The organism is Gordonia otitidis, assembly GCF_020735545.1.
Lineage (GTDB): Bacteria > Actinomycetota > Actinomycetes > Mycobacteriales > Mycobacteriaceae > Gordonia > Gordonia otitidis.
Genome location: NZ_CP085974.1, coordinates 2,079,672 through 2,103,331 on the forward strand (window position 1 = coordinate 2,079,672; position 23,660 = coordinate 2,103,331).

General features: G+C 66.6%; 16 protein-coding genes. 6 read left to right on the top strand and 10 right to left on the bottom strand.

Annotated features, from left to right (window positions below; translation table 11 throughout):
• Positions 1-131: 131 nt before the first annotated feature.
• Together sigM and LK459_RS09420 are read right to left on the bottom strand one after the other, a co-directional pair.
• A complete protein-coding gene (sigM, locus tag LK459_RS09415; RefSeq protein ID WP_227922970.1) occupies positions 132-695 on the bottom strand; it encodes an RNA polymerase sigma factor SigM in 564 nt (187 codons plus the stop codon).
• Between the two features lie 167 nt (positions 696-862).
• Positions 863-1,519 carry a CPBP family intramembrane glutamic endopeptidase gene (locus tag LK459_RS09420; RefSeq protein WP_007236976.1) on the bottom strand — a complete coding sequence of 219 codons (657 nt, stop codon included), beginning with the start codon at positions 1,517-1,519 and terminating at the stop codon, positions 863-865.
• A gap of 169 nt (positions 1,520-1,688) precedes the next feature.
• On the opposite strand from LK459_RS09420, the gene LK459_RS09425 reads away from it, so the two are divergent.
• On the top strand, positions 1,689-3,674 hold the full coding sequence (locus LK459_RS09425) for an alpha/beta hydrolase (RefSeq protein ID WP_227922972.1): 1,986 nt from the start codon (positions 1,689-1,691) through the stop codon (positions 3,672-3,674).
• 80 nt (positions 3,675-3,754) lie between these two features.
• Here the strand turns inward: LK459_RS09425 and LK459_RS09430 are convergent, their stop codons facing one another.
• Positions 3,755-4,183 (bottom strand): PPOX class F420-dependent oxidoreductase, encoded by a 429-nt coding sequence (locus LK459_RS09430; protein WP_007236974.1) that lies wholly within the window; start codon positions 4,181-4,183, stop codon positions 3,755-3,757.
• A 45-nt stretch (positions 4,184-4,228) separates the two neighbouring features.
• Positions 4,229-4,927 carry a TetR/AcrR family transcriptional regulator gene (locus LK459_RS09435; protein WP_227922973.1) on the bottom strand — a complete coding sequence of 233 codons (699 nt, stop codon included), beginning with the start codon at positions 4,925-4,927 and terminating at the stop codon, positions 4,229-4,231.
• A 124-nt stretch (positions 4,928-5,051) separates the two neighbouring features.
• Here LK459_RS09435 and LK459_RS09440 point away from each other — a divergent pair, with 124 nt between their 5' ends.
• Positions 5,052-5,987: a sterol desaturase family protein gene (locus LK459_RS09440; protein WP_227922975.1), complete on the top strand. Its 936-nt coding sequence runs from the start codon at positions 5,052-5,054 to the stop codon at positions 5,985-5,987.
• 18 nt (positions 5,988-6,005) lie between these two features.
• On the opposite strand, the gene LK459_RS09445 is transcribed toward LK459_RS09440, so the two are convergent.
• The 3 genes from LK459_RS09445 to LK459_RS09455 all read right to left on the bottom strand — a co-directional run bounded on the left by LK459_RS09445 (position 6,006) and on the right by LK459_RS09455 (position 14,645).
• Positions 6,006-9,965: a murein biosynthesis integral membrane protein MurJ gene (locus LK459_RS09445; RefSeq protein WP_227922977.1), complete on the bottom strand. Its 3,960-nt coding sequence runs from the start codon at positions 9,963-9,965 to the stop codon at positions 6,006-6,008.
• 602 nt (positions 9,966-10,567) lie between these two features.
• Entirely contained in the window at positions 10,568-13,477 is a 2,910-nt protein-coding gene (locus LK459_RS09450; RefSeq protein ID WP_227923648.1) for a DUF6049 family protein, read from the bottom strand.
• Positions 13,470-14,645, bottom strand: a complete 1,176-nt coding sequence (locus LK459_RS09455) for an NUDIX hydrolase (protein WP_227922979.1) — start codon at positions 14,643-14,645, stop codon at positions 13,470-13,472. Before LK459_RS09455 ends, LK459_RS09450 begins: the two co-directional genes overlap by 8 nt.
• 193 nt (positions 14,646-14,838) lie before the next feature.
• On the opposite strand from LK459_RS09455, the gene LK459_RS09460 reads away from it, so the two are divergent.
• Positions 14,839-16,302: a CCA tRNA nucleotidyltransferase gene (locus LK459_RS09460; RefSeq protein WP_227922980.1), complete on the top strand. Its 1,464-nt coding sequence runs from the start codon at positions 14,839-14,841 to the stop codon at positions 16,300-16,302.
• Positions 16,303-16,395: 93 nt separating this feature from the next.
• Here LK459_RS09460 and LK459_RS09465 read toward each other — a convergent pair whose 3' ends face one another.
• Positions 16,396-17,328, bottom strand: a complete 933-nt coding sequence (locus LK459_RS09465; RefSeq protein ID WP_227922982.1) for a diacylglycerol/lipid kinase family protein — start codon at positions 17,326-17,328, stop codon at positions 16,396-16,398.
• A 143-nt stretch (positions 17,329-17,471) separates the two neighbouring features.
• Positions 17,472-18,563, bottom strand: coding sequence for an aminotransferase class V-fold PLP-dependent enzyme (locus LK459_RS09470; RefSeq protein WP_007236966.1), 1,092 nt, complete (start codon positions 18,561-18,563; stop codon positions 17,472-17,474).
• Positions 18,564-18,693: 130 nt separating this feature from the next.
• Between LK459_RS09470 and LK459_RS09475 the strand changes: the two genes are divergently transcribed.
• Positions 18,694-19,347, top strand: a complete 654-nt coding sequence (locus tag LK459_RS09475) for a hypothetical protein (RefSeq protein WP_227922984.1) — start codon at positions 18,694-18,696, stop codon at positions 19,345-19,347.
• On the opposite strand, the gene LK459_RS09480 is transcribed toward LK459_RS09475, so the two are convergent.
• Positions 19,314-20,714, bottom strand: coding sequence for an MFS transporter (locus LK459_RS09480; RefSeq protein WP_407648761.1), 1,401 nt, complete (start codon positions 20,712-20,714; stop codon positions 19,314-19,316). The two genes, LK459_RS09475 and LK459_RS09480, sit on opposite strands and share 34 nt — an antisense overlap.
• A gap of 40 nt (positions 20,715-20,754) precedes the next feature.
• On the opposite strand from LK459_RS09480, the gene LK459_RS09485 reads away from it, so the two are divergent.
• Together LK459_RS09485 and LK459_RS09490 are read left to right on the top strand one after the other, a co-directional pair.
• The gene (locus LK459_RS09485) at positions 20,755-21,420 is read left to right on the top strand and encodes a YqgE/AlgH family protein (RefSeq protein ID WP_007236963.1); all 666 of its coding nucleotides are present in this window, start codon (positions 20,755-20,757) and stop codon (positions 21,418-21,420) included.
• Positions 21,421-21,639: 219 nt separating this feature from the next.
• A complete protein-coding gene (locus LK459_RS09490) occupies positions 21,640-23,607 on the top strand; it encodes a CocE/NonD family hydrolase (RefSeq protein ID WP_227923651.1) in 1,968 nt (655 codons plus the stop codon).
• Positions 23,608-23,660: the final 53 nt, after the last annotated feature.

Consider the following 23,660-nt stretch of genomic DNA (forward strand, 5'->3'; position numbering starts at 1 on the left):
CCTACTCCCCCAATTCTTGCGGTCGACAACGTTCGTTGCCAGATAAGACTTCGTTGCCAGATAGGACGTCATTGCCAGATAAGACGTCGGCGGCTGTCGAACGGTTCCCGCCATCTCGCGACATGTCTCATTCATGAGTCGTCTCTCAGATGGCCCAGCAGTTTGGCCAGGCGAAGGCGACCCCGCGACGAGCGGCTCTTGACCGTCCCCTCGGCAACACCCAGACGTTGCGCGGTCTCTGCGATGCTGAGGCCCTCGACGTCGAGCGCGACCACGACGGCGCGCTGCTCTGCAGGAAGCTGGGCGAGCGCGGCCCCGATACTCATCGACAGTTCCACCGCAGCATAACGATCCTCGCGGCTGGCCATCGCCGGGATATCGAACTCGGGCAGAGAAACCGTGGGACGCAACTTATCTCGCCGGATTCGATCGAGGCAGGCGTTCACGACGATGCGGTGTAACCACGTCGACACCTGTGCGTCGGCCCGGTACGAGTGTGCCATTCGGTGTGCGTTGAAGAGTGCGTCTTGCAATGCGTCTGCGGCGTCGTCGGGGTTGTTGAGGGTGCGGTAGGCCACGGCCCAGAGGCGTTCTTGGTGGCGTCGGATGAGGGTGGAGAAGGCGTGGAGGTCGCCGTTGATGTGGGCGGTGAGCAGGTGCTCGTCGCTGCGTGTGTCGCTGATTTCCCCCGGCATGGACTGAGAGTAGTGCAGCAGGGTGTCGGGTATGTCGGGTTGGCGCAGGGTTGTGGAGGGAGGTCGGGGTGGGGATGGTGGGCTGGGGATCAGAGGTTGGCTGAGCGTGCTTGTGTCGGTCCGGGCGACCAATGGGCTGCCCAGTCCATTGCGACTCCCGACGACCCTCAGGTTCCAAATCTCCACGCCAATGCCGCTCCGACTGCGCCGATCCCGTTGACTGCCCAGTGCAGCGCGATCGGCGCGAGAAGACTGTCGCTGCGTACCCGAAGCCAGCCGAAGAGCACACCGGAGGCGGCCGTGATGGCAACAGCCCCGACGACCCCGATGGCTTGCGCGAACACGCTGTGGCCGAAGAGATCGGAGAGCCCCGCGTTACCCGCAGTGAGACCCAGCGAGGTGATGACATGCCAACAACCGAAGAGGAACGCCTGGATCAGCAGGGCGCGCATGGGAGTCGTGAGGCGACGCAGTGACCCGAACAGGACGCCGCGGAAGAACAGTTCCTCAGGTAGCACGGTCTGGAACGGGATGACGACGAATGCCGACAGCAGCGCGTGCCCGAGGTCGCGATAGGCGTCGTTCTGGAACAACTCGCGAGTCGGTGGAATCGCGACAGCGATCACCACGATGACCGCCACCGCGAGGACGATAACCAATGCGAAGCGGGCACCAGTACGCAGTCCTGCGCGGCCCAGCCCCAGATCCTCATGTGTGAGACCTGCGGAAAGTGCTAGGGACACCGACAGCACGGCGGCCACCGTCACCAACCAGTCGACACCCGGGAAGTGGAGGAAATGAGCACACATCTGCGCGGCCAGCATCAGGGCCGCTCCCGCGACAGGTACCAACCAGAGCCGACGTCGCCCCCGCGAATTCGACGCGTCGGCGGCGCCGGCTGACGCAGTATCGTCGCGGCTCACCACGGTAGCGTCGCACAGGTTTAGGATTCACGAGTCACATCGATGTCCGACGACCCTGAAGGGTGCCCAGGTGCCAGACAATTCAGCGACCGGCTCCGAGCACGATCCGTCGGCTACCGACAGCGCGCCCGACACGGCACAGACCGAATCAGGTCCTGGCCGCCACCCAGGCGACACCAGCACTGCCCACGCCGAAGCCGCCCCTCCCGAAGCCGCAGACACGGAGGCCGCCGGAAAGAAGGCCGCGGGGACGAAGGCCGCGGGGACGAAGGCCGCGGAGACGAAGACCGCTGGAGAGAAGACAGCGGAGACGAACACCGCCGGAAAGCAGACCGCGGACACGAACACAGCGGACACGAACACCGCTGGAGAGAAGTCCGCAGACGCCGATGTCGCCAAGCCGTCGAAGTTGCGGCGCGCGGCGACGGCCTACGCACATCGGATCAGCTTCGCCGGTCTCGTCTTCGGGACGGTCTTCCTGTGGCTCTCGACCACGCCGTCGCTACTACCCCGTGGCCCCTTGTTCCAGGGCGTCGTGTCCGGCGGCGCTGCTGCCGTCGGATACTGCCTCGGTGTCTTCATCGCTTGGCTGATCCGCTACATGCTGTCTCGCCCGCAACGGTGGTCGTCGCCCAAACGCAATTACTGGATCGCGCTCGCAGTCGTGTCCGTCATCGGGACCGTCGTGATGCTGTACTGGTATTCGCGCTGGCAGACCGAGATTCGCAATCTGATGGGCGTCGAGAACCTGTCGTGGACCGCCTACCCGATCATCGTCGTGTTCGCCGTGCTGGTGTGCGCGCTTCTCATGGTGATCGGCCAGGCGTGGGCGAGCCTCGTGACATGGCTGGTACGACAGCTCAACAAGATTGCGCCGCCCCGTGTTGCAGCGGTCGCGGGCCTGCTCGTCGTTGCGTTGCTGACAGTGTTCATCCTCAACGGCGTCGTCGCCAAGTACTCGATGAAGGCGCTCAACAGCAGCTTCGCCACCGCCAACGACGAGGTGCGACCCAACACCGCTCCCCCGACCTCCGGGTTGCGATCGGGTGGTCCGGGGTCACTGGTGACGTGGGAGTCGCTCGGCCGCGAGGGTCGTGTGATCGTGTCCGGTGGTCCGGATGTCACGATGCTTTCGGACTTCAACAAGCAACCGGCGATGGAACCCATCAGGTCGTTTGTCGGTCTGGGCTCGGGTGACAACCTCCGGGCCAATGCACAATTGGCGGCCGACGAATTGGTCCGAGTGGGCGGACTGAAGCGCAAGGTGATCGCAGTCGGATCGACGACGGGTTCCGGATGGCTGAACAAGGTGACCATCGACTCGCTGGAGTACATGTACAACGGCGACGTCGCCACAGTGGCGATGCAGTATTCGTATCTGCCGAGCTGGATCTCGTTCATCGTCGACAAGGAACGGGCGCGCCAGGCGGGCGCCGCACTGTTCGAGGCGGTCGACGCCAAGGTGCGTGAACTTCCCGAGGCCGAGCGTCCGAAGCTCGTCGTCTTCGGTGAAAGTCTCGGATCGTTCGGCGCCGAGGCAGCTTTCGGTACCGTGCCGACGGTTACGGCACGCACCGACGGTGCACTCCTGTCAGGTCCCACGTTCAGCAACACGTTGTGGAACGACGCGACCGCCGGACGTGACAGGGGTTCACCTCAGTGGCTGCCGATCTACAACAACGGCAGGCAGGTGCGGTTCATCGCAGAGAAGAAGGATCTCGCTCGCCCCGACGCGCCGTGGGACTTCTCCCGCATGGTCTACCTGCAGCACGCTTCCGACCCGATTGCCTGGTGGTCACCCGAACTCATTCTGCGCGAGCCTGATTGGTTGAAAGAGGCACGTGGACGCGACGTCATCGCCGCGACGCACTGGATTCCGTTCGTGACGTTCCTCCAGGTGTCTGCCGACATGGCGGTCTCGGTCGACGTTCCCGACGGCCACGGGCACAACTATCAGTCCGCCATTCCGTACGCGTGGTCGCGCATATTGCAGCCGCCCGGCTGGACGGATGAGAAGACCGAGCAACTCGAGCCGCGCCTGCATCGCGACGGGTAGGGCGCGAGAGGCCCCGGCGCAGCGGCTCGTCCGCCCGGACGGGTGACTCGATCAGCGCGAGTCGTCGGCGGGAACGTAGCTCAGTCGGCGACGTCGAATGCGGCGATGACCTTCGTGGGTGTGAGCCGAACGAGGGCCTCGCCCGGGACGGCGTTGCGTGTGCCGAACTGTTCGGCGAGATCGTCACCCATGTATCGGGCGGCGATTGCTGTGGCGGAGCGGAGCAGGTCGGCGGGGTCGTCGTCGAAGGTGACGGTGCCCTGTACCTGAACGAAGGAGAACGGGGGGCGCTCGTCGTCGACGACGATGGTTGCTCGCGGATCACGTTGCAGCGCACGGCCTTTTGAGGTGTTCTCCCCCGTGTTGAAAACCAGGGCACCGTCTTCGACGATGAACCAGATCGGGGTCACCAGAGCCCGGCCGTCCTTCGACACCCAGGCGATCTTCCCGGTGCGCGTACCCGCGGACAAGAACTCGACGACCTCGTCGGTCAGCTCGGCTGTGGACATGGATCGGACCTTTCGTCGGAGACTCGCCTTCTCGGTGAACTCTTTTCAGGCTAGGCGCTGATACGTGGCGATGAACATGTCGACGCACACGTCGCGGATGTCGGCGACGTCGGCCGCCGGGCTGCGGACAGGTCCGGCTCCCGTGTCCCCAGTCCCGGTGGCCACGTACCAGTCCACCAGAAGCTGCGTCAGGGCACCGATCAAACCGACCGCGGCGAGCCGGAATCGCGGTGGCCGCGGAGCGTCGCCGAAGGCGATCTGCATGGCAAGCTCGGCCCACGCGTGGATCGCGTCCATCCGGAGTCGTTCGAGCGAGGCATCCACACCGACGACCTCGACGAGCATGACCCGTGCCATGCGTCGGTCCGTGGTGAGGCAGCACAGCAGTGCGTCGAGTGCCGCGCGCGTCAGTTCGACGAGTCGCTCTTCGTGCGTCACATCATCGCCGACGTCTGGCACCTTTCCGAGGCTCTCCCCCACGGCCGTGCGGCAGATGTCGACGCAGTGTTCGTAGACGGCGGCAAGCAACGCGCTACGGTCGGAGAACGATTCGTAGAAGTAGCGCTGCGTGAGACCTGCCTCGGTGCACAACTTCTTGACCGACACCTGACGGAAACCCTCGCGGCCGAAGAGGTTCAGTCCGGCGTCCACAAATGCGGCCCGACGTCGAGCCTGCCGCTGCTCCGGCGCCGTACCGCCGTAAAGACGCCCTGCGGTACCGGAGTGGGAGGTCTCGAGTGTCATGTAATCCCTTCTCGTCATAATTCGCGTGCCGACGGCATGGACACCTCTCATCTGACACGATACTGTGTCAACATGAATCTGACACACTGCCGTGTCAGATGCCCGGACCGGAGGTGATACCGAGATGCTCGACCTACTCCCCGACCCCATGAGGGAACCGACGGTCCTCGCGATCCCGTTCTTCGTCGCGATGCTGGCCATCGAGTGGTTCGCCGCGTGGAAACTCGAGGACTCCGACGCTGACGGCCGAGCACCCAGGGGCGGGTATGAGAGCCGCGACGCCCGCGCGAGCGTGTCGATGGGCATCGTGTCGATCGCGACCAGCGCGGTGTGGAAGTTGCTCGGACTGTTCGTCTACACCGCCGTGTTCGCCTACCTCGCACCATGGCATCTCCCCGTGACCGCCTGGTACACGTGGGTGATCGCCTTCCTCGGCGTCGACTTCTTGTTCTACTGGTCGCACCGGGTGTCGCACCGGGTCCGTCTGGTGTGGGCGACACACCAGGCGCATCACTCGAGCGAGTACTTCAACTTCGCGACGGCGCTCCGTCAGAAGTGGAACATCAGTGCCGCACTGGTGATGTGGCTCCCACTCCCCTTCCTCGGCGTACCGCCAGCCCTGGTCTTCGCCTCGTACTCCCTGAACCTCGTGTACCAGTTCTGGATTCACACCGAGCGGATCGACAAGATGTGGCGCCCTTTCGAGTTCGTGTTCAACACTCCCTCGCATCACCGGGTTCATCACGGGAGCGACCCGGAGTACCTCGATCGCAACTACGGTGGCACGCTCATCGTCTGGGATCGGTTGTTCGGATCGTTCCAACCCGAAACCCACCGTCCGACATACGGTCTCACCAAGCCGGTCGGTACCTACAACATCGTGAAGCTGCAGACCCACGAGTACGCGAGCATCGCACGCGATGTGCGCGCGGCAGCGGGCTGGCGTGCCCGTCTCGGTTATGTGTTCGGCCCGCCTGGCTGGACGCCGAGCAGCCCTGTGCAGAGCCAAGCGGGCGAAAGCCGTTCGATCGCAACAGGATCGAAGGTCGGGGGTCGGTAGACGCCAGACCGAAGGCGGTCAGTTTGTCATCGTGACCTGTCCGATTTGTACCTGGTAGCTGCCGTTGCTCGACGCGGGCAACGAGGTGAGCCACACCATCACGTAGCGGCTCGGCTGCGGGTCGGCGATGGTGAGGGTGGTGCTGGGTTGGTCGACGGTTCCCGACCCCACGGTCGACGTCTGCGCCGCAGTCGGCGTTGCAGACGGTGCGGTACGGATCTCGACGTTGAACCCGGGAGTCGGCGTCTTGACGGTCACGGTCTTGACGTTCTGCTCGCTGCCGAGGTCGAACATCAGGCCCATGCCGTTCTTGAGACCACCGAAAGCCGCTGAGCCGCGGTAATTGTCGCTCCGCCACGGGGGCGCCGCGCCGCTGATCACATTCTGCAGGTTGACGGAGTTGTCCGGCGGCTGCCCGGAGAAATCGACGATCGACACGGCGTTCAGAGGGATCGCGGTCCCCGCGGCGGCTGCTGGCGGAGCGGTTGTGCCCGGTGAGGCAGGCGCCGACGTCGTCGGAAGGATCGAGTTGATGTTTGTGTCGCCATCATCACCGCCGAACACGCCTGTCGCCCAGACGATCAGCGCGATGACCACGAACAATGCGAGGAGCGCGGCGCCGGCAAGCAAGCCGACATTCCGTTTCCGCGTTGTCGCCGCGGACGGCTCGTGCGCACCGATCCGAACGGGTTCGGCGGTCCCGTCGCCGATCGCGGGCAGCATGTCGGTCTGCAGATCGACGACGGTCGCCTGGTCGAGTACGTGCTGCACGGTGCCCGCGGTGCGAATGCCACGCGCTCCGTCGAGCGCGCGCGAGGCAACAGCCGAGATCTCGAAAGGTATGTCGGACTTGACTTCTCGCGGATCGATCGGCTCGCCATCCGGTCCAGGGGACGCGATGGGGAGCCCGCCGACGGGTGTCGTCGTGTCGGCGGTGGTCACCAGGCGATGTCCGGTCGCACCGTCGAGGGGCCAACGTGCGAGCAGGAGTGCGTACAGCACGGCGCCGAGTCCCCGAACGTCCGACGATTTGTCGTCGCCCGCAAGGGTTCCCGGGAAAGCGAGCACTGCGTTGCCGTCTGTGCTGATGCGAATCCGGTCGGGATGATCGATCGAGAGCGCTCCGCCGGACCGGTGGGCGGCTTCAGCTGCAGCGGCGAGGGCGCGGACCGCGCGGGCAGCACCGATGGGGGAGGGACCCGAGCGTGCGACGTCGGCCAATGACGACCCTGGCACCCATTCGGTGACCACGATGCCGCCGGAGGAGCCGCGCACGACGTCGAGGACGCGCGCAACGCCTGCAGAGCTGATCTGGCCGAGGCGCAGTGTGCGGGTGAGCACGCCCTGGGGCCCGGAATCTGTTGCGCTGAGCTGATCGCCACGAGCGGGCGGGGGAGTGAGCTGCTCGGCGTCGACGAAGGTCAGGCCGACTTCGCGGTCGAGGTTGATGTCCTGTGCGCGCCAGAACTGCAGTCCCCGGGTGCCGCCGTGGCTGTCGAGGAGTCGGTAACGCCCACCGGCAACCGCCGCGCCGGGTACGAGACGAGGACCGCGACGTATCGACGGCACGACCTCGGGACGGTCGGGATCGGGAGCGGGACCTCCCCGACCAGGCGTCGAATCTCCGCTGCGCTCACCAGAACTCGGACTCGATGCAGAAGTCTGCGAGGATGTCGTCGGGTCTGACGAGCTCGATGCGGGGGCACCGGAGGCGTCATTGCCGGTCGCCGGCGAGTCCGATGAGGACGAGGACGAGACCGGACCGACTGTCTGCTCGGTCGGTGACCCGGGTCGGTGGGGAGTCTCGACTCCGCTGTCTGTCAAGCCGCTGTCTGTCAAGCCGCTGTCAGTCACGCGTCGGACTCCTCTCCTCCGATAACGAATATCTCGTGGTTCACGCGTAGGCGATGCGACCTCGAGACCCCGACCACCGGCCGCCCCACCGCTGTGCACCGCATACGACTGCCATGTCGCGGTACCGCGGTCGAAACGCCGGATCACCTGTACCTGACCAGAGTACGGGAGCGATTCGTCAGCAGTGACCCGCGGAAACTGAACCGTGATGGTCGGCGTCGAATCCGTTACCTCGCCCGCTGCGGGCGCGAGGGCGGGTACGAATCGGCCGAGGAGGCGTCGTACCGAATTCCCGATCGCGACGACGTCGGGGAGTCCCGCTGCGGAGAGTCCGGCGTAGGTCACGCCGAGCACCACGACGGCGGTGAGCAGTAGGTAGACAAGCGAGCCGAACTTGCCCTCGGCGGTGCCGAGATAGTGCAGGCCGGACAGTTCGGCCACCACCCACACGATGGCGGCGACACCGATCGACACGATGAGCGTCACGATCGTTGTGCGCGCAACACCTTCGAGGCGTCGGTAGGCGAGTCGTTTGCGGAGGAGGAAGTGTCCGACGATGGCGCCTGCGAGATATCCGAGTCCATTCGACAGCGAGAGCCACCGGATCACCAGGTGCGGATCGGAGAAGAGCACCGGGCCCAGATACGACGACGCGATCTTGACGACTGTGATGCCCAGCGCGATCCAGGTCGGAGTCCACGCGTCCTGCGCAGCGTAGAACACGCGAAGCTGCACGAGCGTGATGGCGTAGGGGATCAGCGTGAAGGCGCCCCAGGCGAGCACCGAACCCAGCTGCGAGGAGATCGAGGCGTCGAATTTGCCGAAGTTGAAGATCGCGATGCCGATGGCCGGACCGAAGAACGTCATGAACGCGACTGTCGGCACCAGCGCGACCATGGTGAGACGTGAGGCGAGGGAGAGATCGTCGACGACGGCATCACGGTTGTCGGCAGCTGCGTTGCGTGACAATCGCGGCATGATCGCGGTCAGGATCGTCACACCGAGTACGCCGTAGGGCAGCTGGAGCAGCTGCCAATGCGTCGCGTAGACCGAGATGCCCGACGAATCGGCGTGTGACGCGATGCGATAGGTGATGACGAGTCCGACCTGCAAGATCGCCACGTAGCCCACGATCGCGACAGCCTGGCGGCCGAAGGAACGCAGCCGGGCGTCGATGCCCCACTGCAGCTTCAGATGTACGCCCGCGCGACGAAGCCAGGGGAGAAGGATCGATGCCTGCAGCACGACGCCGAGCGTGGTCCCGACGCCCAGTACCAGCAGCTTGGGCTCGGACATGCGGACCGGGTTGAGGGTGATCTCGCCGGGCATGAGCGCGTACAGGATGAGCGTCGCGATCTGGACGACGTTGTTCAACACCGGCGCCCACGCACCGGGTTTGAACAGGCCCTTCATGTTCAAGATTGCGATGAACAACGCGGAGAGGCCGTAGAACAGGATCTCCGGAAGCAGCAGATAGGCCAGTGCCGTGGTCAGCGGCCGGTTGACGTCGCCGTCGCCCACGTTGAGGTAGGTGAGCAGGGGAGCGGCGATCAGTGCGATCACCGTCGCGGCGCCCAGTGTGCAGAGCGCCAGGGTGAAGATGCGGTTGATGAATCCCCGACCGCCGTCGGGGTCCTCGGCCTCCGCGCGGACAAGTGTCGGGATGACGATGGCGGTCAGCACTGCGCCGAGCACCACTTCGGCGATCATGTTCGGCAGCACGTAGGCCGCCTGGAACGCCGAGGCGATCGCCGGTCCGAGCATGGCGAGCACCAGGACGGTGCGGACGAATCCGGTGATCCGGCTGGTCAGCGTGGCGAGGGCGATCGAACCGGAGGTCTTGACGATGCTCGCATCCGAGTCACGTGAGAGCCCCGTCGGCGACGCCGCGTCGGCGTCGGTGGTGTGGGTGTGATCGGTGCTCGCACGTGTGCTCGTTGCGGCCGACGCGCGCGCTGACGCAGCGAGGGGCGTCGAACGCGTCGATTCGGAGGGCGTCGACTGAGCGGACCCACTGAATCGGGACTGGTCGGAGCGCTGTGCCCCGGGTGCGGGTCGGGTTCCGCGCAGCGGTCGGCCCGGGCGGGGCGAGGCTCGGGGCGGCTCGGGAGTGCGGGGCCGCATCGGCTTACCGTCGCGTTCCGGGCGTCGGCCGTTGCGCGGGGCAGGATCGTTGCGCTTGCGGGGGTCGCTGCGCTGGGTGGGATCGCTGCGCTGGTCGGGGTCGTTGCTTTGCGCGTGGTCGCGCGATGGGCGGGGCTCGCGGGCTGCCGACGACCGCCGCGGATCAGAAGGGGTTGGAGCTGATCGGGGCGAACCGTCCCGGCCCGCATCCGAGTGCCCGGCATCCGGGCGGCGCGAACCGGGACGAGCGGATCGTCGAGCATCGTCGGGGGCCGGCGGAATCACACGAGGGGTAGCGCGGCCGGACAGCGGTGGCCGTGCACCGACGGGTCCGTTGAGCGGAGCGGGGCCGACGTCGGAGTCCCGGCCGCGAGGGTTCCGTGCGGCGGATCCGCGTGACGGCGCCGGCGGTTCGTGACGTGACGCAGATTCGTGACGCGACGGTGGTTCGTGACGTGACGCAGTTTCGGGGTGCGACGAGGGCTCGTGGCGAGGTGCGGAGTCGTTGGGGGACCGGCTGTCGCGGGGCGGCGTGTGTTCGCCGGGTGGCATGCGGCGCGGCGTGGCTCGCCGCGGTGGCTCGCCGCGGTGTCCTCGATCGCTCATGCGCCCGTCCTGTCTGTGCCGCTGTCCTTCGCTGTACTGGTTTCCGCGCCGTCGCCGTCGGATTGTGATTGCGGCGCATCGCCTCGACCGCTCGGCGGAGCGTCGTCGACATCAGCAGGGCCAGGCGGTCGTTGCTCCGCACCTGCTGCCGTCTCGGCGAACGGTCCCTCCTGTTGGAGGGTACGGCGCCGTTGTTGGTATGTGGTCGCAGCGAGCATCCGTTCGAGCTCGTCGGGCTCGGGACGATCCTGGTCTGCGGGGTCGGGCCTGCCGTGGAATCGGCGCCAGAGTCGGCGTGCCGTGAGAAGGATCAATGCGACCGCGGCGCAGATCGTCACGATGAACAGCGGTTTTCCGTATGCGTTGGAATACACCGACAGCTTGATGGGTGTCCCGAGTGTGACGCCGGTGACTGTCGACATCCCGATGGTCACCGTCATCACCTCGGATGACTGTGCGTGGGTCGGCAACTGAATCTGCCGCGTTCCTCGCGCGGGAATCTCGACCACACCGACGTCGCCTATCTCGAGATCCTTCGGCGCGGTCGTGGTGATCCGGACGCGGATCGGGAGCGCGAGATCGTTGCGGACGACGAGCAGGAGCGGACTTCGCTCGGAAGCCAGCGTGTATCTGCCGCCGGGGTCGAGGATGGTCACCGATCTGTGCATCCGGTTGAGCGTCGATTGCACCGCGCCGATCCGCTGCTGACGTTCCCGGGCGAGCCGGGTTCTGGTTGCAGCGTTGTTCTCGTCGGGGGAGCGGATGGCGCGGAGCAGATCCTCACGCAACTGGGAGACGTAGCGCTCCGGGCTGGCGTCGACGTCTGTCGAGTCGACCAGCGCACCCTGGACTCGCCACGAGTCGTCGGCTGCCGATCGGATCGCGTCGACGTTGTCGTCGGACAGTGCTGGTCCGATCCGCGACACCGGACCGATGCCCGGGGGGTCGATCAGGCGCGCGGGTGCCGACGCCGCGCCGATCCTGGTCACGAGGTCGTCGAGTGGCGCGGGGGTTGCCGCGCGCGAGCCGAACAGGACAGTGGCCGTGCTCATCAGCGCGTCGGCGTCGTCGGTGGTCGCCGACCAATAGGTCGGCGGCATGACCACCTCGGCCCTACCGGTCGTGTTCGTGACGGCCGCGTCTCCCGAGGTGCCCGTCGACGACGAGTCGGAGTCGGACGTCCGTGCACCGGGTGTCTGGATCGACCGGAATGCCAGTGCCGCGACCGCGGCCTGACGTCGGCTGACCGGGGATTCGTCGGCGAGGTCGACCCGCTGACTCGGCGGGGTGAGCGCCGTGACGAGTGGGCCCGTCCCGACCGCGCCCAGCGCGGCGCTCAGCGACGGGTCGTAGGTCTGGGTCGACAATCCTCCGACGTCGTAGAGACCGGCGGCGTTCGGGCTCTCGGCCGGATCCACCGACGACGCCGCGGCGAGGACGCGGGTGTGCCCGGAATTGCGCAGTAGAGCGCTGCCCGTCTGGTCGACTGCGCCGAGAGCTGGAATCGTGAGTCCACGCACGCTGCGCACACCGAGGATCGCGTCGACGACGTCTGCCGGGGTGTCGAGTGTCGCGGCGGTGAGGCCCGAGCGGTCGATCCGGGCCAGCGAGGTGATGTCGGCCTGGCTGAAGGGTAGGGCGACCACGCAGGTTCGCGATGCGACTCCGCGGAGGTCCGCCAGCCACTGGGTCGCAGCGTCGCTTCCGGTACCCGGCGTCGTGCGCGACGTCGGGTCGGACGGATTGCTCGACACTACGTAACCCAAGGACATCGCTCGTACCGTCACCAGCAGATCCGGGTCGACGGCAAGACAGATGCTGCGCTGGAGGTCGGAGGTCGTGGGCGCACCGGGTGCTGATGTGCCCGGTGGCGACGACGATCCGGTACCACTCGGCGGCGTGCCCGCAGCGCTTTCGTTGCCGCTGTCGCTCGTGGTGTCGTTGTCGGCGCTGCCCTGTGCGGTGGTCGCGTCGGGAGCCGAAGTCCCGACCACGGTGCGGACCGAATCGAGGAGTTCGTGCAACCGACCGCCATCGCGCAACGAGCGCGCCATGTCGTCGCTGATCAGGCGGACGGGTTCGGTACCGCCGCCGACACCTCCCGGAGCGAGCTGTGGGGGTGCGGCCAGGGGCCAGAGCATCGTGATGCGAGCGGGATCGGAGGTGTCGGCGGATACGGCCCCGTCGGCGCCCAGACCGCCGCTTCCGGGGGCGGGCGTCCCCGAGTCAGTGCTCGGATCCGAGGTGCCCGAATCGAACCCAGAGGAATCGAACCCAGAGGAGTCGAATTGCGCTGCCCGGTTCTTGTCCGGCGGTAGCGAGAGCACGGGAAGCAGCGTGCGCGAGCCGGCGACCTGCGCCATCGATCCGTAATCGGGTACGCCGTTGACGTTGACCTGTAACGGATACACGCCCGTCCGAGAGATCTGCATGCCCTCCTCACCCGACAGGGACATGGTGATCCGGAACGACACCTGTGCGCCCGGCGCCAACTCGTCGGTGAGAGCGCGGAACGGACCCGCGACAGCGATCGGCGGGTGGGCGACGGCCAGACTGCTCCGCAGCCCTGCCGCATCACGGACGGCGTCGCCACGTTCGAGTCGGATGCTGAGATCTTTGATCGTGCGCGAACTGGTATTTCGCACATGACCTTGGACCGTGAGATCCGGACCTGACGTCGTGGTGACCAGCGACGGGGTGAGTGTGTCGATCACCACGGACGCGAACCGCTGATCGCCGCCATCCGACGTTCCGCCATCCGACGGCGTGCCCGGTGCCGCCGCGGCGGGCGCGGCACACAGTGCGGCGACGATCACCACTCCGACGAGGGCGACGAGAACGCGCGCACGCGTGACAAAGGAGGCGCCAGAGCGCCGGGAAACACCAGTGCGCAGGACGTCACGCATCCCCGGACGCAGGTCGCCGGGGACGCCTGCGTCGTCGACGCGACCGAGACTGGGGCTGACCGTCCGTGCGGCGCTTGACCTCCGAGCGGTGCCCGACGTCATTGCGTCGCTGATTACGTGCGGCTGCGGCTTTCTCATATGCGTTCGGTTCGGTGCGGCTGCTCTCGGCCTCGGATTGGGCCAACCGCGCGGGGTCGGCGGCGAGATCGGCGATCACGCCGCGTGCCATCCGGGCCAGTCGCCGCTCGTCAGAGTACGTGAGCTTGCGCGGCAACTCGTGCAACGGCACCCACGCCACCTCACTGACCTCGTAATCGGCGTCGGAGAGCTCGCCTCCGATGCTGCGAAGCAGATAGTGGTGCACGGTCTTGTGGATGCGTTTGCCCTCGCTGACGAACCAGTAGTCGATCTTGCCGAGCGGCGCCACGACGGTGCCCTGGATGCCGGTCTCTTCGGCGACCTCGCGGATCGCCGTCTGCTCTGCGGTCTCCCCGGTCTCGATGTGGCCCTTGGGTAGTGACCACATCAGCCGTCCGCGCCTGTCCACACGTCCGATGAGTGCGGCAGACAACTCGTCGACGGGGAGGTCGAGGTCGGAGATCACCAGTCCACCAGCCGAGGTTTCCCGGACGGTCTGCAGTCGGTCAGGGCTGCCACCACGTTCGCCGGTGCGCGCGCGTCGTCGATTGCGGTTCTGTCCGGGCTTAGGGCCGGTCGACCCGTGGGCCAGGCCGGTCTTGGTGATCTTCGCGCTCACGACAGCGATGTCCGACGGTTTGGGTGGTGTCACCTTGGCGCGCGCACCCTCGATCGAGGTCTCCGCGTCGCATTCGGTGCTCTCGGCGTCGACGAGTCCCGGTTCGGCGCGGTGCGGCCGTGCGGTGGCGCGGGCGACGTCGGCTGGAGAAGGCGCGCGTTTGCGCTGTCTGTCGCGCTGGTTGTCGGTGTTCTTGCTGGTCAGCGAGGAGTCGCTACCGCCGCGATGATCGTTGCCGCCACCGTCGGCGCGGCGATTGTCCTGGGCGCGTCGTCGGCGTCGGCCGCGCCGCGAGCGACGTGACGCATTCGGGTTGTTGCCAGCGGGATTGCCACCCGAATTGTTCCCGTGACCAGCCGACGAGACGTCGCCGGAGACGTCTGTGCGATTGGTCGGGGACTCGGTGGACACAGACTCGATGCTAGCCGCTGGTCACCTGCCGTTTGCCCAGTGCCGCCAGGTGCGCCCGGAACATTACCGGTCAGTCGGCATGCGGTGCTTCTGTCGAGCGCCGCTCCGTCGACGTCTCGGCGACTGGTGCGGCTTGTGCTGTAGCGGCAGGCGAGATGTCTGTCCGGCACGTACGCCGGTAGGCTGGCGTGCCGTGACCGACCCGACCGCATCGCATGCACGCATCGAGCGCCGAACCCGGCTACTCGCCGCCGCGGCGGTCACGCTGCAAGGGCTCTCGGACGTCCTGGCGCCGCTCGGGGAGCGGTTCGCCGCGGCCGATCACGAGTTGTATCTGGTCGGCGGTTCGGTCCGAGATGCCGTGCTCGGTCGGCTCGGCAACGACCTCGACTTCACCACCGACGCCCGGCCGGCGGAGATCGTCCGTCTCCTGACCGGGTGGGTGGACGCCATATGGGATACCGGCATCGAATTCGGCACCATATCGGCGCGCAAGGGCGATGTGATGATCGAGATCACGACGTTCCGCGCCGACCAGTACGACCGGCTAAGCCGGAATCCGGACGTCACCTTCGGCGATTCGCTCGACGCCGACCTCGTGCGTCGCGATTTCACCATGAACGCGATGGCCGTCGCCATCGGTCCGAGCGGACCCGCCGAGTTCCACGACCCACTCGACGGGATGACCGCGCTGCTCGCCGGGATCATCGACACCCCGGCAACGCCGCAGGAGTCCTTCAACGACGACCCGCTACGGATGCTTCGCGCGGTGCGGTTCGTCTCGCAGCTCGGGTTCCGTCTCGCGCCGCGGGTGTTCGACGCAATCACCGAGATGGCCGACGAGATCGACCGCATCACGGCCGAGCGCGTGCGCACCGAACTCGACAAGTTGATCCTCGGTGAGCATCCGATCGAGGCGATCGACGTGATGGTCGAGACCGGGCTCGCCGAGCGCGTGCTGCCCGAGGTCCCGGGCATGAAGCTCACCATCGACGAACACCATCAGCACAAGGACGTCTACCAGCACTCGCTGACAGTGCTGCAGCAGGCGATCGACCTCGAGCAGGGCGACCCCGACCTCATATTGCGGTGGGCGGCGCTGCTCCACGACATCGGCAAGCCCGCGACCCGGCGCCACGAACCCGACGGCGGCGTCAGCTTCCACCACCACGAGGTGGTCGGCGCGAAGATGGTCCGCAAGCGTATGCGTGCCCTGAAGTATCCGAAGGCTGTCGTCGAGGACGTCGCGACGCTCGTTTTCCTACACCTGCGGTTCCATGGGTACGGGGAAGGTCGGTGGACCGACTCGGCCGTTCGACGCTATGTGACCGATGCCGGCCCACTGCTCGATCGACTCAACAAACTCGTCCGCGCCGACTGCACGACCCGCAACAAGCGCAGGGCCCGACGGCTTCAGGAGAATTACGACAGCCTCGAGGAGAGGATCGCCGCGCTGGCGGCGGCCGAGGATCTCGAACGGGTGCGGCCCGATCTCGACGGCAACGCGATCATGGAGATCCTGCGGATACCGGCGGGGCCCGTCGTCGGACAAGCATGGCGGTATCTGAAAGAACTGCGCCTCGACCGCGGTCCGCTCTCCCACGAGGAGGCAGTGGCCGCGTTGCAGGAGTGGTGGGCCGAGCGCGGCGAAAGCTAGCCCTGCACAACGAGTTTCGTCCCCGCCGATGACTGGCGTCGCTGTCTCGCGAAGGTTCGGTGCGGGCCGCAAGCGCCCAGCACGGGGTCGGGTTCAGCGCGGCGCGAAGACGTCGATCGCGTCGGCCACCACGTCGAACACGGTGGGAAGTGACCCGACGATGTCGCCGTCGAGTGACACGTCTGCGGGCGGATCGCAGTACAGCTCGACCTCGCGTCCGTGCAGCTCTCTGAACAGCGGATTGTTCTCGACGTGCCCGCAGATCACCTGCACCAGACCTCGCAGAAGCGACAGTCGCGGCAGATGCCGGGGATGGGTGCCCATCACGATGTCGAAGACCCCGTCATCCGCACTGGCGCGGGGAGCGATCCGCATGCCTGCGCCATAGGTCGGTCCGTTCGCGATGGCAGTGAATGCCGCGTCGGTCTCCACCTCGACGTCGTCGACGCGTACCTCGTAGTGGTGGCGATTCAACATCGGTAGTTGTCGGAGCGCGGCGAGTGCGAACAGCGCTCGTCCGCTCGGCCAGGAGAGATCCTGGGCGCGCTCGGCGACGGCGGCGTCGAACCCGGTCGCCGCGATCGTGGCGAACAGTTCGTCGGTCCCGTCGGAGAAGGAGGCACGACCGAGGTCGATGCGCCGGGTGCGTCCGTCGAGGATGATCTGTACCGCGCGCGCGGCGTCGTCGAGCGGGATGTCGAGCATGCGCGCGGTGTCGTTACCACTGCCCGCCGGGACGATGCCGAGCGGCAGATCGTGGGTCAGGACCGATCGGAGGACCGGCTGTACCGTTCCGTCTCCGCCGATGACGACGAGCGCGTCGGCGCCACGTTCGGCGGCCTCGTGCGCGAGTTGCGAACTGTGCTCACGGGAGGTGCCGACGTGAACCTCGTGACTCACGCCGCGTCCGCGAAGAATGGCGGTGGCGGCGCCGAGGGTGCGTTCTCCCGCGCCATGGCCCGACGCCGGGTTCGCGATGACGGCGAGGCGACCGACGGTGTTCGTGCTCTTACGGCTCGAGGACATTGAGCACAGTCTGACACATCGCATCCCAGCAAAGTGGCAGGTCACACAGAGGGTCGCGGAACGAGTTTCAGGATCTGCAAAATTGGATTCGACGACTGCTCACCGGCCGGGCAGGCTGTACGGAATGTCGCATCTAGCAGTAGTCAGTAGCCCATCGTGCGGAGTGCGTCGGCGAGTCTGTCGAGCTGTTCGCGTGTCACGTCGAGGTGCGGGCTTATCCGCAGGACCGACGTCTCGCCTGCGAGTGGGGCCCGCCAGGAGTCGGCAGCGGTGACCAGCAGTCCGAGTTCGAAGAGCTTGTCCCGCGCGTGATGGACGTCTGCGGTTTCCCATCCGGGGGGTGGGGCGAGGGTGACGATGGCAGACGGCTCGTCGACCGGTTCGAGTACCTGCCAACTGCCGATGCCGTCGAGCCGTTCGCGGGTGGCCCGGCCTATCCCGGCGAGTTCGCGGAACACCCGCTGCTGCCCGATCTGGAGCACTTCGGCGACAGCGACGCCCAGGCCGAGCATGCCCGCGATGAACGATTGTGAGGCGTCGACCTCGATCGGGCGCAGCGAATCACGGCGCACGGCAAGGAATCCGACGCCGCGCGGGCCGGTCAGCCATTTGCGGCTGGTGCCGTAGACGACGTCGGCGCCGGTGACCGTCGGTACGTGACCGACGGCCTGTGCCATGTCGGCGACGACCGGCACCCCGACCTGATGGGCGATCTCGACGATGCGGGCCACGGGCTGCACGGCCCCCGACATGGAGCCGACGTGGCAGACGTGGATGAAGTCGGGCTGCTCGAACTGCAGCATGTTCTCGAGGGCGTCGGTGTCGACGTGTCCGTACACGTCGCCGTCGGGGAGCGGTCGGACCGCGTAGCCGCGCCGCTCGAACTCCACGAGGTTGGGTCCGAACTCGTTCTTGGCCACCCAGACCGTCGACGCGATCGGCAGGCTCCACGAGGTCAGGAGCGTGCGGAGAGCGGCACGAGCGCTCTCGCGGTAGGTCAGTTCGTCCGGGGTGTGGCCGAGGAGTTGCGCGATGTCGCGCTTGTCCCGCGCGATCTCCGCAGCGCGGTCGTCGGCCGCGACATACGATCCGCGCTCGGCCTCGCGCCAGAGGTGCGCCGACACCGTCCCGATGACGGCGTTCGACGAACGTCCGGCCGACGCGGCGTCGAGATGTGTGATCGCCGGTTCGAGACGAGCGCGGTGGAACTGCTCTCCCAGCTCGCTCACATACATGAACAAAACGTACCGTGCTGCGAACTCGGAAATGATCGCGGGAAGTGCGAAAGAGGGAAGTCGGCACAGCGGGCGGGCGACGATTGCGGGCTGGCGGAACCCACGTGCGTCCGGGAACGTCTGATGACGCGTGGATCCTCTGATCGAGTACGTGTTCGGCCCCGGTGATGGCACGTTGAGCCGGTGGTCGAGTCCCGCCGACTTCGATCTCGATTCCGACGGCACCCCCGACGCGGTCGCCGTCGACTTCGACGGCGACGGCCGCGCCGACGACGCCCTGTGGGATGTCGACGGGGACGGCCGCGCTGATATCGCAGCTCTCGACGTCGACGACGACGGCCGACCGGAACGTCTGTACCGCGATTCCGGGCGCGGTCTGTGGGACATCGCCGTCGCCGATGACGATGTGGCCGGGAAGAGGGTTGCCGGCGGGGAGAAGGCCGAGGCTGAGCGCGATGAGGGGGCGGGGGATGCCGAGCGGAACGAGCCCGGCGCGGGTGACGGTGGTCCTCCCGCCGGAGGTGAACAGCCGCAATCGCGCGAGTCGTCCGAATCATCTCGATCCCCCGACCCACCGCGAGCGGGACGGCAGCCGTCACCGCAACGTCTCGACCTCGACGGTGATGGTCGGGTCGACGGCGAGGTCGTCGGTTCGGGGAAGCAGCGTCGGCTCTACATCGATCAGGATGGCGACGGCGCGTTCGACACGGTTCTCGTCGACTCCGACGGAGACGGCATCGCCGACGCCGTCTACGGCGCGGAAGCGCCGGAGTTCGGAAGATGAGACTCCGAGGCTCGGGATTGGTCCTCGCGCTCGTCGTCGTGCGCGTGCTCTATCGCGTGTTGACTCGCACCGACGAGTTCGTCGCGGCCGGGGTGGACGAGCCGCACGACAGCGATTCCCGCGAGGTAGATGACCACGGCGACCACGACGAGCGCGGGCGTCCGGCCATCGGGCGCGACGGTCGATGCGGCGATGGCGATGGCGGCGACGTACGCGACGTTGAACACCGCGTCTTGGACGGAGAAGACCTGGCCGCGCACGGTGTCGTCGATGTCGACCTGCATCGAGACGTCGCCGCACAGCTTGGCGACCTGGCCGACGAGTCCGAGTACCACCGCCGAGATGCAGAAGACGACCAGTGAGAACGACAGCAGCGACAGTTCGGCGACCACGCCGACCGACAGGGCGGTGATGAGTGTGGCCTTGCGGCCGAAGCGGTCGACGGCGACAGGCGTGACGAAGGCCGCGACGAGTGCCCCGGCGGCCGTGCAGGCGACCACCATCCCCACCTGGCTGAGCCCGTCACCGGATCCCATGTGTCTTGCGAGCACGAGCAGCATCAGCGTGTTGATACCGAACACGACACGATGAGCTCCGATCGCCGAAAGTGCGGCGGCAACCGGGCGACAGCGCGCAACTGCTATCGCACCGTGCTGCAGTCCGACGGCGACAGCGTGCACCGCGGAGCGTCCGGGATCGTCGGGACGGTCGGGTCCCAACTGCAATCGGGGGAAGCCACGCGCCAGGAGAGCGGCGCCAAGCGCGATCACCACGGCAGCGATCATGGTGACGGCACTGCCGGAGTTACCTGATCCCGCGAGCAGACGGACACCCATCGCGATGACGGCACCCACCGACAACATGAAGCCGCCGAGGGTGGTGAACAGCGCGTTGGTCGCGACGATGACGTCCTGCGACGCGACGTGGGGAAGGCCTGCCGACAGTCCGGACGCGACGAAGCGGCTGGCGCCGGTCACTGCGAGCGCGCCGACCAGCACGACGCTGTCCGGACTTCCCGTCGCAATGGCAACTGCGACCAGGGTGATCATCAGACCGCGAATCAGGTTGGCGTACAACAGAACTGCTCGACGATCCCAGTGATCGAGGAGCGCTCCCGCGAACGGCCCGATGACCGAGTAGGGCAGCAGCAACACCGCCATACCGCCCGCGACAGCGAGCGGGTCGGCATGGCGCTCGGGATTGAACAGCACGCCGCCGACCAGTGCTGCTTGGAACACGCCGTCGGTCAACTGGCTTGCAAGGCGCACGGAGAGTAGTCGGCCGAGCCCCGGCGATCGGCGCAACGAGTCGAGGAGATCGCGCCACGCAGCACGCACAGAACGGCCGTCGCGTGCAGTAGAGCTCACCGATCAAGAGTACCGACCCACGCGCATCAGGCATGAGATGATGGTCACCGTGGGTGGTGACAGCGCGGACGATTTCTCACCCGAGAACTCTGACGGAACCGAGGGCGGCAGCGGCATCCCCGGTGCCCGTGACATGGAATCGGCAAACAGTGTGCGACCCGGCACGCTGCTGCTCGCGTCCACGGACCTGATCGAACCCACCTTCGCCCGTTCGGTCATCTATGTCATCGAGCACAACGACGGTGGCAGCCTCGGGGTGATCCTCAACCGGATGAGTCAGACCGCGGTGCACAACATCCTTCCGCAGTGGACCGATCTCGCGGCGTCGCCGCAGGCACTCTTCATCGGGGGGCCGGTCAAGCAGGACGCCGCGTTGTGCCTCGGTGTCGCGAAACATGGCGTGGAGATCGAGGCGTTCGAAGGGCTGCGTCCGGTCGACGGTCGAGTGGTTCTCGTCGACCTGGACGCCGATGAAGAACTCCTTGCCGAAGTTCTCGAAGGCGTTCGTATCTTCGCCGGGTACGCAGGTTGGGGGATCGGGCAGCTCGACGCCGAGCTGGCGCAGGACAGCTGGCTGCTGGCTTCGGCTCTGCCGCGTGATCTCCTGGCACCTCCCACTGTCGACGTGTGGGCCGACGTGCTGCGTCGCCAGCCCTGGCCGATGCCCTTGCTCGCGACGCATCCGATCGACGTCGAGCAGAACTGATCGCCTGCGCGGAAGCTTCCGGACCTGCGGAGGCCTGCGACGGAGCCCCTTTTCGCGACCGTAAGTGACGTGTGCCACAGCAGGCTGATACTCTTCGACGGGTTCGTCTCACAATGCGTTCAACGGTCAGGGGTCCCGGTGGTCGGTCGGTTGCGAAGTGTGTCAGGTTCGACAGGATGGGGTGCGGTGATCGCCGTTCTCTCGGCGGTTGTGCTGGCGATGGCCGGGCCGGGTGTCGCAGACGCGTCGACGCCCGACGGCGGCCAGGCGGCAGCCCGCTGGCAGGCGTCCCACGACGGCGCCCATCCGTACGCTGGCGTGGCAACGCAATGGGACGTCCCGATTCGCATGAGCGACGGCACCGTGCTCCGCGCCAACGTGTATCGGCCCGCGAATGCTCGTGGCAGGGCCGTCGCGACGCGGACCCCGGTCGTGGTGAACATGACTCCGTACACCAAGCTCGTCACCGCCGTTGCCTCGGAGGCGCTCCAGCACCCGGTGCTTGCCCCCTATGCGATGCAACTCGCTAAGGCAATCAATCTGCGTGGAACTCCGATCGACGGAATCAACCAGTTGGCGAGAACCGTCAGCGACGGCGGGACCCGCAACTTCTCGGCCGACTTCGATCTGGTTCGCAGCGGGTACACAGTGGTGGTCGTCGACGTCCGAGGCACCGGCTTCTCCCAGGGCGTCTGGGACGTGTTCCAGAGTCGTGAGCAGCAGGACACGACCGAGGTGATCGACTGGGCGGCCAAGCAACGCTGGTCGAACGGAAAGATCGGCATGGCGGGCGTCTCGTACTCGGCGATCAACCAGATCCAGGCTGCCAACAAGCGCCCCGCGGCGCTGAAGGCTATCTTCCCCGTCGAGCCCGGCGGCGACCTCATCCGCGACATCGTCGCCCCGGGCGGAGCGCTCGGAGCGGGCTTTCTACCGTTGTGGCTGACCCTGGTCAATGGCACCAAGATGATTCCCAACGTTGCATCGATGCTCAACGGCACATTCGACTGGAAGTGGCTGGCGGACAGGGTAAAAGACCCGCTGACCTTCTATCCCGAGCTCATGGCGGCGCTCACCACCCCCGATATCCCCTCCATTCCCCCGTACTTGAAGGACTTGCTGAGAACCGGCTCGGAGCCGCGGCAGTCGTGGCAGGACCACGCCGAGCGGATCACCACGCCCACGTTCATCTACGGCGGATGGTTCGATCTGTTCACCAACAGTGAGGTGCGGATGTACAACAAGATTCCGCTCTCACCTGGACGCAAACAGCTCGTGATGGGCGACGGTTACCACATGACAATCGGCGGCGGGCAGGGCCGACCGGGTACCCCACCGCGACTCGACGTGTTGCAGAAGGCGTGGTTCGACAAGTGGCTCAAGGGAATCGACAACGGGATCGATTCGTACGGGCCTGTCAACCTGAAGCAGGTGGGCGACAGCTGGATCAGCGCGTCACAGTTCCCGCGTGACGGTATGACCCGGCAGCGGTTGTATCTGTCGAATCGTCGCAGTGGAACTGCCCCGCACGCGCAAGGCGACGGAACCCTGACGCCTGCGGCCACCAAAGCGCGCGGATCGATGACCGTGTCGCCGACATTGTGGACGCTGTGTTCGCGCGACTCCGCCCAGCAGATGGCGGGTCTGACCGCTGTGTTCCAGGGCTGCTCGGACGACGCAAGGATCTCGGAGCGGGGTGCACTCTCGTTCACGACTGCTCCGCTGAGCAGCACCCGTCAGGTGTCGGGCTACAGCAACCTTCACCTCAATACCGTCATGGATGCCACCGACGGCTACTGGACGGCGACGTTGAACGACGTTGCACCGGACGGAACGTCGAAGGTGATCAGTTCGGGTCAGGTGATGGCGTCGCTGCGTGGTTACAACCGGGCGGAGTCGCAGTTCGCGTCGAACGGTGACGTGATCGACCCGATGTACACGATGACTCTTGCTGCTCGAGAACGGGTCACACCGGGCAAGCCGGTCACACTCGACGTCGGACTACTGCCGACTGAGGCGCGAATCCCGGCCGGTCATCGACTGCGGATCGACGTCTTCGCCATGAATATGCCGCGCGGTCTTCCCCTCCGTCCGTTGTTGAACGAGTCGGGCCTCAAACCGCAGCACATCATGCTCGACCCTGCGCAGCCGAGCTTCGTGAACCTTCCACTGTCGGACGGCATCTGAGGCTCGCATCGGGCACGACATGCGGCCACCACTTCTGCCCCGCCACCTGGCGC

What these genes read in the sequence shown, in the direction of transcription:
- LK459_RS09440 (WP_227922975.1), top strand. Translation starts at nt 5,052, where the DNA reads ATGCTCGACCTACTCCCCGACCCCATGAGGGAACCGACGGTCCTCGCG.
- LK459_RS09485 (WP_007236963.1), top strand. Translation starts at nt 20,755, where the DNA reads ATGGTCACCGTGGGTGGTGACAGCGCGGACGATTTCTCACCCGAGAAC.
- LK459_RS09470 (WP_007236966.1), bottom strand. Translation starts at nt 18,563, where the DNA reads ATGTATGTGAGCGAGCTGGGAGAGCAGTTCCACCGCGCTCGTCTCGAA.
- LK459_RS09430 (WP_007236974.1), bottom strand. Translation starts at nt 4,183, where the DNA reads ATGTCCACAGCCGAGCTGACCGACGAGGTCGTCGAGTTCTTGTCCGCG.
- LK459_RS09445 (WP_227922977.1), bottom strand. Translation starts at nt 9,965, where the DNA reads ATGCGGCCCCGCACTCCCGAGCCGCCCCGAGCCTCGCCCCGCCCGGGC.
- sigM (WP_227922970.1), bottom strand. Translation starts at nt 695, where the DNA reads ATGCCGGGGGAAATCAGCGACACACGCAGCGACGAGCACCTGCTCACC.
- LK459_RS09435 (WP_227922973.1), bottom strand. Translation starts at nt 4,927, where the DNA reads ATGACACTCGAGACCTCCCACTCCGGTACCGCAGGGCGTCTTTACGGC.
- LK459_RS09465 (WP_227922982.1), bottom strand. Translation starts at nt 17,328, where the DNA reads ATGTCCTCGAGCCGTAAGAGCACGAACACCGTCGGTCGCCTCGCCGTC.
- LK459_RS09450 (WP_227923648.1), bottom strand. Translation starts at nt 13,477, where the DNA reads ATGCGTGACGTCCTGCGCACTGGTGTTTCCCGGCGCTCTGGCGCCTCC.
- LK459_RS09420 (WP_007236976.1), bottom strand. Translation starts at nt 1,519, where the DNA reads ATGCTGGCCGCGCAGATGTGTGCTCATTTCCTCCACTTCCCGGGTGTC.
- LK459_RS09490 (WP_227923651.1), top strand. Translation starts at nt 21,640, where the DNA reads ATGGCCGGGCCGGGTGTCGCAGACGCGTCGACGCCCGACGGCGGCCAG.